The sequence below is a fragment of the Microbulbifer variabilis genome, assembly GCF_052468405.1.
Genome location: NZ_CP174343.1, coordinates 3,715,630 through 3,731,954 on the forward strand (window position 1 = coordinate 3,715,630; position 16,325 = coordinate 3,731,954).

Genomic DNA, 16,325 nt, shown 5'->3' on the forward strand with positions numbered 1-16,325 from the left:
ATAAATAATATGCTTAGAGTTTTGACACTGATCACAGGTATAACACTCGCCGTTTTTGCTCAAGCAGAGGAGGTCGTAACCGGCACTTTGGAAGAAATTATTTCGGAAGACTTTGAAACGGGAAAGGTAGAAAGACGCTTTTCCCTCAAAGATGAGCAAAGTGGTCATTATTACTTTATTGAAGCTGAAGAATTAAAGCGCAAGGGTATGAAAACTGGGGATCGAGTAAAAATTCGCGGTGAACGCGGAAAAAAACGGATGCTACATATCAAGGAGACCCAAAAACTTGAGACTGAGGGAGAGGAATAAGTTAGCCTGTCGATTTACTATAGTAAACACTGACTATTTAAATTTTTCTCTCTGGACGCCTACATATAGTGCGCCCAAGAAGTTACAGCTTTATACTGACCTCCAGCCCCGCTTTACGCGGGGCTCTTAACATCCCTGGATTGCAATGCATCTACGAAACAAGTAACTTCAACTGTTGAATATGTGAGGTAAAATTTAGGGCACAGCGACGATTAAAATCCATAATTTCTTCAATTTTATACTTGTTCGCCAACTCATTACCTGGACGTAACTGCTCCTGTCCCGGGTAAATTCCCTTGCCAGTCAATAGGCAATTCCAGGATACATTCGGGAAATAGACATCCAGTTTTTGATCCAGTAGTTCATCAGTAATATTCTTGCCTGCCATCCAGGACATCAAGATTGAGCGCAGGGAGGGAGATATCTTTTCATTAGTGCCATTGGCAATCCAATAATCCGTATCTGTTCTCGAACTAATACGGTAGTGACAGACAATATAGTCCCGTACCGCATCAAAACGAGCGCTGATACGATCATTAAAGTCAGCCCTATACTTATCTGTATGATCACCATTGTTATAGGCCTCTATAAAGCGCACAACGGTTTCCTGAACCATATCCAACGCCGTTGCCTCCAAAGGCTCAATAAACCCTTGGGAGAGCCCCACTGCCAGGCAGTTCTTGGCCCAGTGTTCGGCAACCCGACCCACCTTGAACTTTAATCTACGCGCCTCGACATCACTGTCCAACAGTCCCAAGTGAGCGCGAAATTCCGTTTCCGCCTTGTCATCATCGACAAAGCGGGAACTGTAAACATAGCCGTTGCCATTGCGATTAGTCAGTGGGATTTTCCAGGCCCAGCCATATTTCATCGCAGTAGAAATAGTGTGCGGTGCATACTCCCTTTTTTGGTCTGTAGCAAATACAACCGCAGAGTCGTTAAACAGACTCTCAGCGCTACTAATAAAAGGAATTTTCAGGGATTGTTGTATGAGACTTCCACGAAAGCCGGAACTATCCACATACAGATCCGCTTTGAGTACCTCACCATCAGAAGTTTTCAGGTGATCAATATTCCCCTGTGCATCGAGCATGGCGCCAGCCACTGTCGCCACCTTATAGCGAACCCCTTTCTTTTCTGCAACACGCCGCAGGAACTGGCCCAATAAACCAGAATCAAAATGGTAGCCATAGGCAATTTCAAAGGGGAAGTTTTCCGATGCGACTGGAGCTAATTTTTGCCGGATCAACTCAGTTGCCAGAAAGAAGTGGTCCGGGTGCCCCTCCAGGTCAACGCCTTTCCTTCGCAGATAACTATTATGAAAAAATGCCGGGATAGTAAATTGGTCCGGCTGGCCGACAAAGGGATGAACATACTCGGTATAGCCCGGTTTGACCGACCAATCCCTAAAGGTAATACCGACCTTGTAAGTAGCGTTACAAGCAGGCATCCACTCCGATTCGCTAACCCCTATAGTCTCCATAAAACCCTTAAGTGGCGGAGTTGATCCCTCCCCCACACCGATAATCCCAATATCCGGTGATTCCACCAGGGTGATTTCAAACCCTTTATCCTGCCAATGGGTCGCCATCAGATTGGCGGTTATCCAGCCAGCGGTACCCCCGCCAAGAATAATTATTTTTTTACATTGATTGCTCATGGCGACTCTCAAAAATTCGGCACCGCACTTGTTTTCGGGCCATTTGATATTCCAAAAAAAACCGCCCGGCAAGCGTAGCTCAGCGGGCGGTCTCTTATCACATCTCCGGTTTTACACCGAAAGAATCAGCGATACTTAGTAGCTATAGTTCAAGCCGAGGTAGAACTGACGCCCAAACTCAGTGTATTCACCGAGAACGCCATCTACTCCGTAGGATTTCACATCAGCCTCATCCGTAAGATTGTTCGCTGAGAAAATCACATCGATACCATTATCAAATGCGTAGGATATCTGTGCATCGACAGTGGTATAGGCTTGTGCTTCCACAGGTGTGGAGCTACCTGGTACCGGCATATTCAGGATAAATTCATCCCGATAGCGAACATTGACGTGGGAGCTGAAATTACCGATGTCCCAGAATACTGTAGTGCTCCAGACATTTTCAGAGAGGCCCGGCAACGGCAGGTTTTCACCATAGAGGTTACCGCCACTCACTTCGGTTTCACTCTCAGTATATGAATAGCTGGCGGTCATACCCAAGCCAGCCCAAATACCAGGCAGCTGATCAAAGGTTTTGGTACCCGCAAGCTCGATGCCTCGAATATAACCACCCTTGTCGTTGTTCACGTAAGTCTCGAAAGCGCCGGCTTCCAGACCCACGGGAATTTCAATGCCCAGGGAATCAAACAGCGCCGTTCGATCTGCCTGGCTGTCCAGGTAGATATACTGCTTTTCTACGAGGCTTTCGATATCTTTCCAGAAAATGGCTGCAGTTACCGCGCCGCCATCTTCGAAATAGTGCTCATAAGCCAAGTCAAACTGGTTTGCACGGAAAGGATCGAGGTAGGGAGACCCCTTGGTCCAAACGTTGTACTCCGTAGCGCCATCGTTGTTAACACTGTTCCAGGAGCCAGCGCCGCCCTTCAGCTGCCCAACCGGCGGACGGCCCATCACTTTAGCTGCAGCAAAGCGAATGTAGTCCTGCTCGGTCAGCTCAAAGTTCAAGTTAAGGGAAGGCAGGGTGTCTGTGTATTCGGGGCCGTACTCAACATAGTCGTAGCTATCTGAAGTTACATCCACGTCATCAGTAATTTCGATACCATTGCCAGCACCCACATTTTGGATACCGCTGGACTTCACATCGGTTTCAACAACCCGTACACCGAAATTACCAGTTACTGGAATACTACCCAGCTGGGTTTCAATATTGGCCATCAGGTAGTAGGCAAAAACTTCCTCTTTCACAGCACCGGACTCAACGAAAGTCCAGTCCTGGCTAAATACCTTTTTACCTTCGTAATTACCGGCACCAAAAATGCTGGAAGCCAGGGCATCCATATCGTTGACTACGAATTGTGGTATCCCATTGGTGGATTCAACGCTGACATAGCCGTCCAGTAGTTGCGGCTCACAATCGATGTCGGACAGGTTATCCGCACAGTAGTCATTGAATTGACCATCGCGGCTACCGTACAGGAAAGCACCACGCTCAGAATCGAAAGTACGCTCAGAGACACGGAATCCAGTCTCAATAGAGGTAATCGCTCGCCACTCCAAATCAAACTTGTAATCGAACTTGAAGGCTTCAACTTTATCGGTGTACTCGTGGGGGTACTCTTCGTAGCGCGACAAACGCATGGTATCCAGATCGGTGAAATCTACACCGGAGAAAACGCCTGAGGGAATACCGTCACCATTAAGGGAATAGGCAAAGCTCTGCCCAGCAGCTTCTTCCCAGGTCTCTAAGTTCCCATTGTCATCGTAGGTCAGGTCGTAAGCGTGCATGGATACAATCTGATCCTTGCGCGTCTTGGTGCCCTTACTATAGGAGTAGTCAACGGCCAGAGTGTGGCGGTCACCAAAATTCCACTCCAGGTTCAGGCCAATACTATCGCTATCCGCCTGAGTGGATTGATCCTCAGAGCGGGATTCAAACCAGGGGCTGGAATCGTAAACAGTTTTTGGATCGGTAATAATTACCGTTCCATCGGTAACCACTCCGCCGTTTACTTCCGTATCGGAAAGGGTATACATGTCTGTATTGGCCAGCCCACCAACCGTAATACCGTGGCGGGTATCCACACGCTCAAAGTCAGATTTGAAGTAATCCAACTGGGCCTTGAAACCATCGGTAGGCTCAAAAACGACGCTGGCCAGGTAACCATTACGGGTATCGGTACCATCACCTGACTGCCATTGGAATGCGCGCGGCAAGGCATCTGCGCTGCCGTCACCATCGTAATCGCTTGCCGGCGGTTCATAACCGATCTGGGCGTCTGCACCCGTGCGGGACTTTACAAAGCTGTTCGGCTGCTCAAGGTGGGAATAACCCAGGGCGACGCCCACCTTATCATCCATAAATTTACCCATGTACGACAGCGTGACACGCTCACCGAATTCGTCGGCACCGACGTCGTCGGCTGCGTCGTTAAACGACATACGCACATTGGCATTAAAGTTGTGTTCTTTCTCGGCGTCGAGAGGATTGGCTGTTTTCAGCTCTACAGAGCCCGCTACACCACCTTCAATATGAGAGGCTTTCGGAGTCTTGTAGACCGCTGCCTGATTAATCAGCTCAGCTGGATACTGGTCAAAAGAGATCCAGCGAGTACTTTCGGTATAACCACTGGTAGAGGCCTGCTCACGACCATTCAGGGTGGTCTGCAGGAAGTCGCCATTCATACCGCGGATATTTAGCTGTGAGGACTGACCGTTGGATCGCACGGTGGTTACGCCGGGCAAGCGGCCCAGGGCATCAGCGATTGATTGATCGGGAAGAGATGACAGAGCGCCCGCATCTACCACATCGGCCACAACATCGGCGGCGCGCTTGGCTTCAACTGAGTCCAAAACGCTGGTGCGAATACCGGTAACTGTTACCTCTTCCAGTGTTTCCTGCTCTTGCGCATAGGCCCCAACCGAGGTGGACACGGAGGCCGCGATGGCAGCAGATAGCAAAGTGGGTCTGAGCGCCCCTTTACCTTTATTGGATAGACTCATCATCTTCTCCCTGGACTTATCGTTATGTTGAGACCCTGCATCCTAGGGCGGCCCCTAATCCATAACATCCTCCCCCGAGGGGGGAGGAGGTGGGAGAAACTGTGATTTTGTTCACAGGGGCGCATCTCTACACCCCACACTTTAGTATGTTGGCTATTTATACAGGAAAATCACCCCTCAAGCTGTACCGCAGCGCCAATCAAGGCTTGGTAACCGGCTTTAAGAGCATAAACAGGCACAGCCTCCATCCACTGGGCTACCCGGCCCTTATTCAGAAAACGTTGCTCGAATTCACTCTCCGGCAGCAGTTCCGCAATACGTGGCAGTATCCCACCACCTAAGAAGACACCCCCTCGGGCCCCGATATACAACGCCGCATCCCCAGCCGCACTTCCAAGGAAATTCAGGAAATCCAGTAAAGTTTCACGGCATACGGGATCTGTTCCGCCCAATCCGCGCGCGCTAATGTCGGGAGGGCTCAAGTCTTCCGGTTCCTGTCCATTCAATTCGCAGACCGCACGATAGAGGTTCACCAAGCCATTGCCCGACAGCACCCATTCATTAAAAATAGGTGCGCGGCTCTTCATCATGATTTGCAGAAGCTGTAATTCTCGCTCAGTGGATACTGTCAGATTGGCGTGGCCGCCCTCTCCAGCAAGGACATGATAGCGGCCATCTGCCTCAGCCAAACCTGCTACACCAAGACCGGTTCCCGGCCCAAGTACAGCCATTGGCGCACCCCGCAGCCGGGGAACATCTCGCAATACTTCATAATCGTCTTTTCCCAGACGAGGCAGGGATTGCGCCAATGCGGCGAAGTCATTGATCAGTTCGAGGTGCGGAAAGGAAAACTCCCTGGCCAACTCTCCTGCATCAATACTCCAGCCAAGGTTGGTCATATAGACGCGGCCACCGGAGGCGGTCTTTTCTAGAGGGCCCGCGGCCGCAATACACGCCTTCTCAGGCCGGGGGCCTTCCAGTTCATCAAGCCAGTGTTGCAGGGCGGCATCAAAGCCCTGAAACCGCTTACAGTCCACTACTTTCAGATCTTCAAGCTGGTAACCAGCCGCCACCGGTTTGGCAATGGCAAAGCGGGCATTAGTGCCGCCGATATCCGCTACGATACTTGTCATATTTATCCCTATGAGATCCCCCCAAAAAAGGCGATATAAGTTACGGTGTCAGAGAAAATATTGCCAGCCCCAAAAGTTTGCCAAAGGGGCTATCTCAGCCCGGAGAGGAACCGGATAGTCGATAGACTGGCCATATTTGCGATTAGGCACTTAATAACAGCAAAATCTAGACTGCAGGGCTAGATTTGGTCAAACAACCAAACTAGCTTTATACCTCTTTAAGGGCTTTCAGCGCTCTTGAGGGGCTACTCCCTTCACGGACACAGCAAAGTCCTGCATCTCCTTTTTACTGTAGCGACTCAAAACTCGCTTTTGCGATGCAGGTTGAAACCGGATCCCCACTCCTTCACGTCTTGCCAACCGCGGCCGTACAGGGCGAGGGCAAAATCCACCACCGCAATTGGGGCAGACATTACTCAAAACCTCTTCAACACAGGATTTGCAGAAGGTGCACTCATAAGTACAGATCATTGCCTCAACAGAATTTGGCGGTAGATTTTTATCACAACATTCACAATTCGGCCTCAGCTCCAGCACTGGAAACACTCCTCTATTATTTTGCCAACTCCACTAATTGATCATCTATCGAAAAGAAAAACCAACCCATAATCAGATAGACATGTCTGTTTTTATACTGAAAATTTTTCTCATAAAAAATAACAATAAATTTCTCTTCTACTTAAACTCGTTTTACAAAAAGTCCTCACTTTTAAAATAAGCGAAAAGCAGTTAAATACCTCTCTCATGCTCTATGACCAGAACCCTTGCCACCCCTAAAGGATGTACGAGATGTTCTGTACCTTCCGACGTATAAAATATACCCCTTGCATTTAGCACTCCGGAGCATACCTTACCTTCACGCTTGTAAAATATTTCCACGCTTCCATCCATAACCGCAAAACCTCCTGTCCGTCATTTACATGCCCAACATAAGATTTGTCCATCCAGTGCAATTTGGTAGTAATTCCCTTCATATTGACAATCAACTTTGATTGCCAGGCCTTCTCTCCAACAAATTGACAACGCTTTACAATTTCCATCAGATATAAAGTTCCAAACTCAACAGAGAGACAAAGATTAAATAGCCGCTGAAATTTATTACTAGAAAGGGGTGCCCCCAATCTCCTGTGCCTGTTTAGGACGCTCAGTCTCATCATTATAGTTCTCAGCAGCATCGTCTATTCTGCGCACGCCAAAAGTTACAGTAGGAGGAATGCCCATGCTCAAATCAATATCAGCAACACGATAATTACATCCCTTGGCCCTCAGAATGGCCTTCACTTTCTCCTGTTTTTCTACCGCTTTAATAACCGTATTGGCAATCACTTCATCACTACTAAATGCGGTCACAGATTCATTGACCTTGTCGCCAAGTTCCCTGGCTTTATCAAAAATACCCACATCTGTTCCCCTTATCATCTTTACCTATAAAATGAATAAGATCATAGGGAATAACTCAACCCTTAGGAACTGTCTCCAGGCATTCAGCTGGGATGGGTTGCACTACCCAAAGTATTACTTTTACCCAATATCCCTTTACTTATAACCTGATAAAAGTGTACAAAATTGTTTGAATAGTAAACGGTAATCTGACGAATCAGTCATTAACCTTATTATCACAAAGGTAAAATTTATACTGAATATTAGTGGGGGTTGTGAAACTGAGAAGTAAAGATTGACTAACCAGCCACCTCCAGAACTATCCTCTACAAACAAAGCAGGACGAACCTTACCCTGCAGTATCAACGGCTATAGACATCCTGAAACTCTATATTTTACTCTGTGCCGCTCCATGTCTTGCCCCCCCCCTGGTCGTTATGTCAATATGATTTTTTTGATGTTTGGTAACAACGCATGAGTGGACGCAAACAGTTCAATGAGTCAGAAGTCCTCGATAAAGCCATGCGCGTCTTTTGGGAGAAGGGCTACAAAGGCACCTCCCTGTCCGACCTTGAATCAGCTATGGGTCTGAATAAATCAAGCATCTACAACTCATTTCACAGTAAAGAAGAGTTGTACGGTCGCTGCTTGGAACATTTCCACTCCCAGTACGCCTGCGACGCAATGAACACCCTGGACCACCCGGATTTTAACAGTGCCATGGGCAGCTTTTTGGAGATGCTACAGGCGGGTATGGAAAGCTCAGAAAATCCAGAAGGGTGTATTGCCACCATGGCAGCTATGGAAGTTGGCGCTAGCGAGGGATTTCTCGCCGACCTGGTGGCCAAAGGTACAAATGAAATGCTGGAGCGTATTGAGTCCAGAATGCAAAAAGCGGTAGAAGATGGCCAGCTGAAGGTTGATACCGACTGTGGTGCTCTTGCAGCACTTGTGATGGCTGTAAGCCGTGGCGTTGTAGCCTTGAATAAAGGTACTGGTAACAATATAGCGGGCAAACGCAGTTACCAGCAGCTCACTGCAATACTGGGCCAATACACCAAGCCCTAATCATCTTGCTGGCTGGAGCTATTTTACGCTGTAATTACATTGCCCTGAGTAACATAAGTAATTTACTTCGGCAGCATACCTTGTAGTGGTGCAAATTCGTTTAGCTCTTTAAATCTGCGCTCGGCCAATGGCCCGGGATGCAGACGTGGTATCCTCGTCCGATCTGTTGCCTCGTTTGCCCGCTCAAAGGCTTGCAGAAATTCCTGGTCGCTATTCAAATGCCCCTGTTGCCTTAGAATTACAGACATTCTGGCGATCTTATTAAGGCCTACCGTGCGACTAAAACGGCGAAACCCTGCATAACTAAAAATTTGATCGACATGGTCATTACTCATGGCTAAGAGCTGATCCATCAACGCAAATAACAGTGTGTTGGCATCCAGCTGGGTTAACAAAAGGGTAATCTCTCCTGTTTCTAACTCCGGTAAATCGCATCCATTTGGCAATTTCATAAAAATATCTACAAGCCACTGCCCTTTGTAGCGCATTTCCATATTCCACAGTTGAAAATTCGCTCCAGCATATTCAACCTGCTGTAAACAATTTCGTAACACATTGGTAATTTCACCTTCATCAATAGGTGAATCACCCAAAATAAAGTACTCAGAGTTGCGCGCTATTTGCGAAAAATTATGATGGTTATTAAATGGCGTGCTGGTATGACAGCCTACTTTCAGGCGAAAGCGCTCACGTATTTCATGCTCTCGCGCTTTTTTGATCGCCAGAAAAACAGTTTGAATAATTTCTAAAGTTGGCAACTCCGGCTCTACCCGCCACTTACGCCCATATGCAATTTTGTTTCCCCAACCCTTACTCCGGTAGTTATCAGGACCAATAACACCAACTTGAATAAAAATTCCCCCGGCATCCTGGTCTACGAATATCGGATAATTCTCCGAGCACTCAACTTCGGGTATTAACTGTTCCACAGTTTCCCCTGGTTTGTTTGTAGACCAGATAATACTGTGGAATGCAGTGATTCCCATTTTCCATGGCGAACACTGGGGGCATATTCGATGGGGGACTCCCCCAAGCCGGGAAGAAAAGAAAATTCCTTTAGGTTTATCTTTAGGTTTATATTGTTCAAGGTTCCAACATTTCGATGATTGATGCCGATCACAGGTTGATATTCTAAAGCCGCACTCTATACTGGGAAGCGCAAAAAAAACCGACAGTATGTGGCGAAAATTCACCACTAGACAGCCCCCTACAACTTCTGCTTATCGTAAAAAACACCCTTTCAAAACTGATTTTGGAAAGGGCGCAGAGGGGTTCCTGTGAAAACTATTTTTTAGAAATAGCGACGCAGCTCCAGTTGTAAATAGTCGTCGTTGCGTAGGCTGTAAGTTGGATCCCCCTCATCGGCATTACCGAAGAAACGGGCCTCGGCCTCCAAAAGCCAGCGATCGTCTAATCGATGAGTAACTTCCAGGTTGGTAAAGCGGCTGCCATTATCCAGATCGGTACTTACTGCCAGCAGGAACTCAGTATCCTGTGTATTATTAAGAGCGTAACGAACCCCTACCGCTATATCATTTTGGTTTGCAGTAGACCAAGGCCCACGGCGATCATCAAATTGATATTCCATCAACAAGCCAAGATCGGCCACAGTTTCACGAATACCATATAAACTATATTCGAAACCGCCGACAGCAGCTGTCTGACGATCTTCACCGCGCGGCTTAAAAGAAATGGCTTCAAACTTCCACAACCAATCACCTCGAGTAGTCTGGATATCCACTCCTGTTTGGTCTACCTGAGCATAGTAAGGTGTTAGCAAGCCATCATTGCTCGACAACAGCAGAGGATCCCGATTTGTACCAGAAAAATGACTTAACCCCAGATCCCAATCTCCAAGCACATGACTGTAGCGTAAGGCCCAATCTATGTGTTTTTCTTCCCGGTCAGACTGGTAGATTGCCCCACCCTCATCAACAGGTAGGGAAGCACGCAGCCGTCCCTCACGACCAGCAAATTGCCGCTCGCGAAAACCCAATAAGCCATAAACCTCTAAAGTGCCCCAATCACGTTCCATCAGAAGGTTCACCATGGGCTGGCCTAACTTGTCTTCACCATCGATATTTTCCAGAGCATCGTCCTGATTAATCACATCCACTAAATGCAGGGTTTCAGTAACCCCCCAAAAAACCTTACGCACACCAGCATAGAGTTCAAAACTATCATAGGCCTTCCACCAGTACAGCTCACCGAGATCACCATGGCTGCGCTCGCCATCCTCGCTATCCCAACGACCAAAGGCACTGGCTACAAAGCGCTGATTACCATCGTCAAGGTCCCGATAATACTCAAGACTTAAAGATGCGGAAATCCCTGCATCACTCTGGATAGAATCTGCTGGGTCCGCAGTAAAAGCGCGAGCCTCCAGGCCCGCGTAACCGGTTAACTCATTTGCCACTGGCGCCTGACTCAATGCAGCCATCAACGGAAAAAAGGCGAGTATTTTTCGGTTTGCCATGGGCACGCTTCCTACTTCGCCCTTGACAGACTGTTTTTGGTAAAGTCACGATCGGTAAAGCCGTTGCCAAAAACCCAGTCGCTATACTGCAACACAGTAGATTTACCGGTTTGGTGATTTACCATCTCCATTTTATTTGCGCGCCAGTATTTATCGTCATACTGGTTGTAATCGGAAACCGTAAGAGTCTTCATCAGGTCTCCTTTACGATCATAAAAATCTGTCCTCCACGCCCGATATTCTTCCATATCAATCCAGATATGCTGGATGGAGTAACCGGATTTAGGGTCTACCGGGTCCAATTCCAAAACAAAGTGATCTCGCCCATCAAAAGTCTCATTGCGCAGATACTTGTAGGTATATTTCTCCACTTCTTGAGAGGCAATATCCTCATAGGCAAATTCACTACCCATAAACGGGCCGGATTTATTGCTGGAAGAAATACGCTTAACGCGTTTTAGTGCAGGTAAGTAGAGCCACTGATCATCGGAACCCACTTTATGGGTAAAGGACAAAAATGCAGTGCCCTTCACATCTCGCGGGTTGTCAAAAATTACCAGGGATTTATCTCCATCATCTTCCTGCTCAAGTGTCTTGGTACGCATAGAGCGCATGCTCGCCTCACCATATTTATTTCGTAAAGTCATTGTGAGGTTGTTACTGATATCACCGAATCCTAAGTCGCGGCGATCGGCCTCTTTCGCAATTTCCAGGCCTTTCTCTGCGGCCAGGTCCAGTTCATTAGCAGCGACTGAAAAAGTAGCCAGTGCCAGTGCCAGTGTGCCGGCAAGCACTCGAGTCAGAAATTGTTTTTTAGAGCGGTTGGGTTGCATAGTCTTGCTCCTTACTTTCAATAGAGGGGATAGCTGGGTCATATGCCTTGGCATCAAGTTTCATCAGAAGAATCGGTAATAGTAGGAAGTCCGCCAGTAAGGCCATCAGAATACAAATTGCAGTTAATATGGCCATGGAGGAATTCATACCGAATGAAGACTGAGCCAGTACCATAAATCCGGCAATCAGAATCAAAGAGGTCACTACAATTGCCACACCCACAGAAGAGAAGGCGTAGCGCAGCCCATCTTCCACGTTGTAGCCGGCACGGCGGCGACGAAGATATTTACTGAGAAAGTGCACGGTATCATCCACCACAATACCCAGTGCCATACCAGTAACCATGGTTACCGCAACATTGACCTCCGCTACCAGGGCACCCCAGAGGCCAAAAGCCAAGCCAGCGGGTAACAGGTTGGGTATCAGGCTCAAGGTGCCGAGTTTTACACTGCGCAGGGCAATACCAATAAGAGCGGAGATCAGCACCAGTGCCACCAGAGTACCCACCAACATGCCCTCCATATTACGCTCAGCAATATTCGCAAACATGATGGCCGGACCTACTCCGTAAGCAGTGAGGCCAACATTTTTTTCCAGCCAATTACTGCCGGCGTCAGCCACTGCTTTGAGCTCTTTCGACTTTAGATTGTCGAGGGTTACGACTACCTGCGTGGAGGACTTGGCCACATTAAGCTGGTTATTCAAGTCCAGACCATAAGGCAAGGATAATTCATACAACAGTAGATACTGAGCTGCCAGCTCCTGATCGTCAGGCAGCTTGTAATACGCCGGATCATCACCATGCAGGTTTTTGTTCAAACGTTTGAAAGTATCGCCAATCGTATTGACATGACGCACGCCTGGTTGGGTTTCCATCCACCCGGTAAAACGATCCAGCTTAGCGAGGAACTCAGGGTTACTTACACCATTGCTATCGCCAGATTCCAGGGAATAGATCAATTGGTAAATACCAGACAGGTTTTCACTGATGTAATCGGAGTCAGCCCGGAACTCTACAGATTCATCAAAGTAACCAACGAAGTCATCATTGATTTCGTTACGCGGCACCATAACCAGTAAAGCCAGGGAGATGATGACACCAACCAGAAGTATCGGGCGTTGGCGACTTATAACAAAATCTCCAAGGGCATCCATAGAGCGGCCAATCTTGGATTCGCTGACACGGCTCTTGACCGGCAGAATCGCCATCAGTGCGGGCAGCAAAGTGATTGACAGGAAGAAGGCCACCATCACACCCATAGCAGTGATATTACCCAGATCATGAAAAGGGGGCGCATCGGAAAAGTTCATTGACAGAAAGCCGATCGCTGTAGTGATCGACGTAAGAAACACTGGACCCATGTTGAGCTGCAGGCTCTCTTTAATAGCCGCATGCTTACTGAGGCCACGGCGCATAGCAGCAAACAAGCTGACCAGGATATGTATCGAATCTGCCACCGCGAGGGTCATAATAATGGTTGGAGCGGATACAGAGGGAGGAGTCAGTTTAACGCCGATAAAACCAGCCAGTCCCATACCTGCGGCCATGGAGAAGATAATTACTAATAACGCGGCAAATGTGGCACTGACACTGCGCACCAGCAAGAAAACTACAGCAATGATGACAAGATACATGAGTGGAACCAGAGTACTCATGTCTGACTGAGAAGCTTCAAAGAAGGCATTACTTAGCAAAATGATACCAGTCGCATAGACTTCAACATCATACTTAGCTTCAATCTCTTCCATCAGCGCTTGAGCCGCGGCAGCTGCCTCAGGTGTTTCATTCATGGATTTCTGCGGTAGCTGGAAGGTAATATTAATTCCAGTCACAGAGCCATCACTATTTACCAGACGCTCTTTCAAGGTAGGATCCGCAAGAGCTGTGGATTTAATGGAAGCTAATGTTTCGGTATTGAGCCCACTGGCATTTTCCACCAAATCCTGAACTAAAAGATCATCTTCCTCAGCAATGGTATGCTGGAAATTAGTAATAGAATCCACCCGCAGTGCATAAGGCAACAACCAGGATTTTTCGGTCATTTCTTCCACCGCCGCCAGGGCACTCGTGGAGAAGGCTTCGCTACCTTTAGGCACTATGGCAAAAAGAATGTTGTCATTCTTGGTATAAGTACGCTGAATCTGTTCATAGGCCTGTAACTGAGGATTAGCATCACTAAAGAATGCTCGGTAATCGTTGTTAAAACCGAGGAACCTAGCACCACTTACCGCGAGAAAGGTTAACAACAGGGCACCAATAGCGACCAGCCAGCGATATCGAATGAGCCAGTCCGCATAGCGGCCAACCCAATTCGACTGTAATTGGGGGGAAGACATAAAAGCAGCTCCTTCAAACTACCTGATAGAGAAGAAAAAATAGTCTTTAACCAGTATTAATAGATTTCATTTCCCCATGCGGATTGAGGAAATTAAAAAGTGGGCAGCAAATTCATTAAATAATTCAGTGTAATTTTATTAGCATCAAAATAAATGCGGACCTATATATATTAACTTTTAATTGAATTAACCAGCCAAGTTTTTATTGGCACACACCCACCCCTCCCAGTTAAAGGATGACTATAAAACCTTAAAATTAATTTAATAAGAATCTAAGAAAAAATCTAATGTTGTAAATAACAAAGCTATTCCTAGTTAAGCCAAAATTTTTAAGTCCTTTCAACCCCCATTATTAAGAAGAAGAAAAAAATCCGGGACAGAGGGTGCGCCTTTATATTGGTTGGGCAATCTCCATCTCTCAATACATGCCTTCAAGTCATAATGAAATTAGTAAACGGGCACACAATGCACTCTGTGAAATAAGCACTTTTCCCTTCCGATCCATTAGAGTTCGGATTTACTAGTCATTACATAGCAAACACACTTAAAAGACCGGCCTCTAGTATCCATTCGAGCATCGCATGCCCTCTTATTATTTCTGTGGTTGTATTGATTCCCACAAGCTCTGCCAGCAATCTTGAACCGTTCGGTTCATCTTGTCAACAAATTATGATTGCCTGGTAGCACGAGAGGATTGCCTAAAAATACGACCACCTAAGCCTCATCAGTCGGACACTGATTGAATTAGTCATCGGAGCTTCAAAGCCTATGAGGTTAGAATCCCAATAACCATAACGATAACCAAGGAAATATGCTGTGAAGAGATTACTCCTGCCCTTGGCCATCGGCGCCTCGCTGCTGGTCACTCAGATATCTGCTGCCGACACAAAACCCCAGCAGTTGCTGGAAAATACCGAATCCAAGGTTATTGAGTGGCGTCGCCACCTGCACCAGAATCCAGAGTTGGGTAACCGCGAGTTTGAAACAGCTAAATATATAGAAAAACATCTCCGTTCATTAGGACTGGAGGTAGAAACTGGCATTGCCCATACCGGGCTTGTTGGGTTTCTGAAAGGTGCCAAACCAGGGCCGACAGTAGCGCTACGCGCCGATATGGACGCTCTACCGGTAACTGAAAGGACCGATGTTCCTTTTGCATCCAAGGTGAGAACCACTTACCAGGGCAAAGATGTAGGCGTAATGCACGCCTGCGGCCACGATACCCATGTCGCCATGTTGATGGGCGCCGCTGAAGTACTTGCCGGCTTACGTGAAGAACTCGCCGGCAATGTACTCTTTATTTTCCAGCCTGCCGAAGAGGGGGCGCCAGATGGTGAAGAAGGCGGAGCCGAGCTGATGCTCAAAGAGGGAATTTTCAAGAAATACAAGCCAGATGTTGCTTTTGGCCAGCACGTTACCTCCTCACTTCCTGCTGGCGTAGTCGGTTACCGCTCAGGCCCCTTGATGGCCGCCGCTGATGAATTCCGCATCACTATTAATGGCCACCAGACTCATGGCTCCCGCCCCTGGGGCGGAGTGGACCCTATTGTTGCAGCCGCGCAGGTAGTTATGGGTACCCAGGCAATTGTCAGCCGTCAGATAGATATCACTAAGGAACCAGCAGTTATCTCTTACGGACGCATTGATGGCGGTGTGCGCAATAATATTATTCCGGATAGTGTTTATCTAAATGGCACCATCCGAAATTTTGATATGGATAATCGTGCGGAAATTTTCAAGCGCTTGAAAACAACAGCTGAATTAATTGCTGAGAGTTCTGGCGCTAGCGCGGATGTAGAAATTTTGGAAGGATACCCTGTAACTATCAACAATGCGGAATTAACTGAAATGGCTCTCCCCATTTTGAGATCCGTAGCGGGTGACAAGCGGGTGATAGAGATACCTAAAGTTACTGGTGCGGAAGACTTTTCCTACTTCGCCAATGAAGTGCCCGGTTTTTACTATTTCTTAGGAGTAACCCCACAAGGGCAAGATCCCAGCAAAGCCCCCAGTAACCACTCACCTTTATTCTATGTGGATGAAAGCGCTATGCGTAAAGGGACTGAAGCTCTAACCTTACTAACCTTGGACTACATGGCCAATTATAAACGACGGTAATGGAAAGCGA

12 protein-coding genes are annotated in these 16,325 nt (G+C 47.4%); 3 read left to right on the forward strand and 9 right to left on the reverse strand.

What is annotated here, in order from left to right; genetic code table 11:
• Window positions 1–9 precede the first annotated feature (9 nt).
• Window positions 10–309: a hypothetical protein gene (locus ACJJJB_RS16785; protein WP_020414371.1), complete on the forward strand. Its 300-nt coding sequence runs from the start codon at window positions 10–12 to the stop codon at window positions 307–309.
• A gap of 151 nt (window positions 310–460) precedes the next feature.
• On the opposite strand, the gene ACJJJB_RS16790 is transcribed toward ACJJJB_RS16785, so the two are convergent.
• The 5 genes from ACJJJB_RS16790 to ACJJJB_RS16810 form a co-directional block, all read right to left on the reverse strand.
• Complete coding sequence (locus tag ACJJJB_RS16790) at window positions 461–1,969, reverse strand: tryptophan halogenase family protein (protein ID WP_445365200.1); 1,509 nt, start codon at window positions 1,967–1,969, stop codon at window positions 461–463.
• Window positions 1,970–2,104: 135 nt separating this feature from the next.
• Window positions 2,105–4,972 (reverse strand): TonB-dependent receptor, encoded by a 2,868-nt coding sequence (locus tag ACJJJB_RS16795; protein ID WP_444946076.1) that lies wholly within the window; start codon window positions 4,970–4,972, stop codon window positions 2,105–2,107.
• 167 nt (window positions 4,973–5,139) lie between these two features.
• Entirely contained in the window at window positions 5,140–6,102 is a 963-nt protein-coding gene (gene glk, locus ACJJJB_RS16800) for a glucokinase (protein ID WP_020414368.1), read from the reverse strand.
• 228 nt (window positions 6,103–6,330) lie between these two features.
• Complete coding sequence (locus ACJJJB_RS16805; RefSeq protein ID WP_445365201.1) at window positions 6,331–6,648, reverse strand: DUF1272 domain-containing protein; 318 nt, start codon at window positions 6,646–6,648, stop codon at window positions 6,331–6,333.
• 555 nt (window positions 6,649–7,203) lie between these two features.
• Complete coding sequence (locus ACJJJB_RS16810; RefSeq protein WP_444946075.1) at window positions 7,204–7,503, reverse strand: hypothetical protein; 300 nt, start codon at window positions 7,501–7,503, stop codon at window positions 7,204–7,206.
• Window positions 7,504–7,956: 453 nt separating this feature from the next.
• Between ACJJJB_RS16810 and ACJJJB_RS16815 the strand changes: the two genes are divergently transcribed.
• A complete protein-coding gene (locus tag ACJJJB_RS16815; protein WP_020414365.1) occupies window positions 7,957–8,550 on the forward strand; it encodes a TetR/AcrR family transcriptional regulator in 594 nt (197 codons plus the stop codon).
• Window positions 8,551–8,612: 62 nt separating this feature from the next.
• Here ACJJJB_RS16815 and ACJJJB_RS16820 read toward each other — a convergent pair whose 3' ends face one another.
• The 4 genes from ACJJJB_RS16820 to ACJJJB_RS16835 all read right to left on the reverse strand — a co-directional run bounded on the left by ACJJJB_RS16820 (window position 8,613) and on the right by ACJJJB_RS16835 (window position 14,197).
• On the reverse strand, window positions 8,613–9,746 hold the full coding sequence (locus ACJJJB_RS16820; RefSeq protein ID WP_444946074.1) for a hypothetical protein: 1,134 nt from the start codon (window positions 9,744–9,746) through the stop codon (window positions 8,613–8,615).
• A 95-nt stretch (window positions 9,747–9,841) separates the two neighbouring features.
• Window positions 9,842–11,026 carry a hypothetical protein gene (locus tag ACJJJB_RS16825; protein WP_444946073.1) on the reverse strand — a complete coding sequence of 395 codons (1,185 nt, stop codon included), beginning with the start codon at window positions 11,024–11,026 and terminating at the stop codon, window positions 9,842–9,844.
• Between the two features lie 11 nt (window positions 11,027–11,037).
• Window positions 11,038–11,859, reverse strand: coding sequence for an outer membrane lipoprotein-sorting protein (locus ACJJJB_RS16830; RefSeq protein WP_444946072.1), 822 nt, complete (start codon window positions 11,857–11,859; stop codon window positions 11,038–11,040).
• Window positions 11,840–14,197, reverse strand: coding sequence for an efflux RND transporter permease subunit (locus ACJJJB_RS16835; RefSeq protein ID WP_445365202.1), 2,358 nt, complete (start codon window positions 14,195–14,197; stop codon window positions 11,840–11,842). The genes ACJJJB_RS16830 and ACJJJB_RS16835 overlap by 20 nt, the downstream gene beginning before the upstream one ends.
• Window positions 14,198–15,013: 816 nt before the next feature.
• On the opposite strand from ACJJJB_RS16835, the gene ACJJJB_RS16840 reads away from it, so the two are divergent.
• Complete coding sequence (locus tag ACJJJB_RS16840; RefSeq protein WP_282952306.1) at window positions 15,014–16,315, forward strand: amidohydrolase; 1,302 nt, start codon at window positions 15,014–15,016, stop codon at window positions 16,313–16,315.
• Window positions 16,316–16,325: the final 10 nt, after the last annotated feature.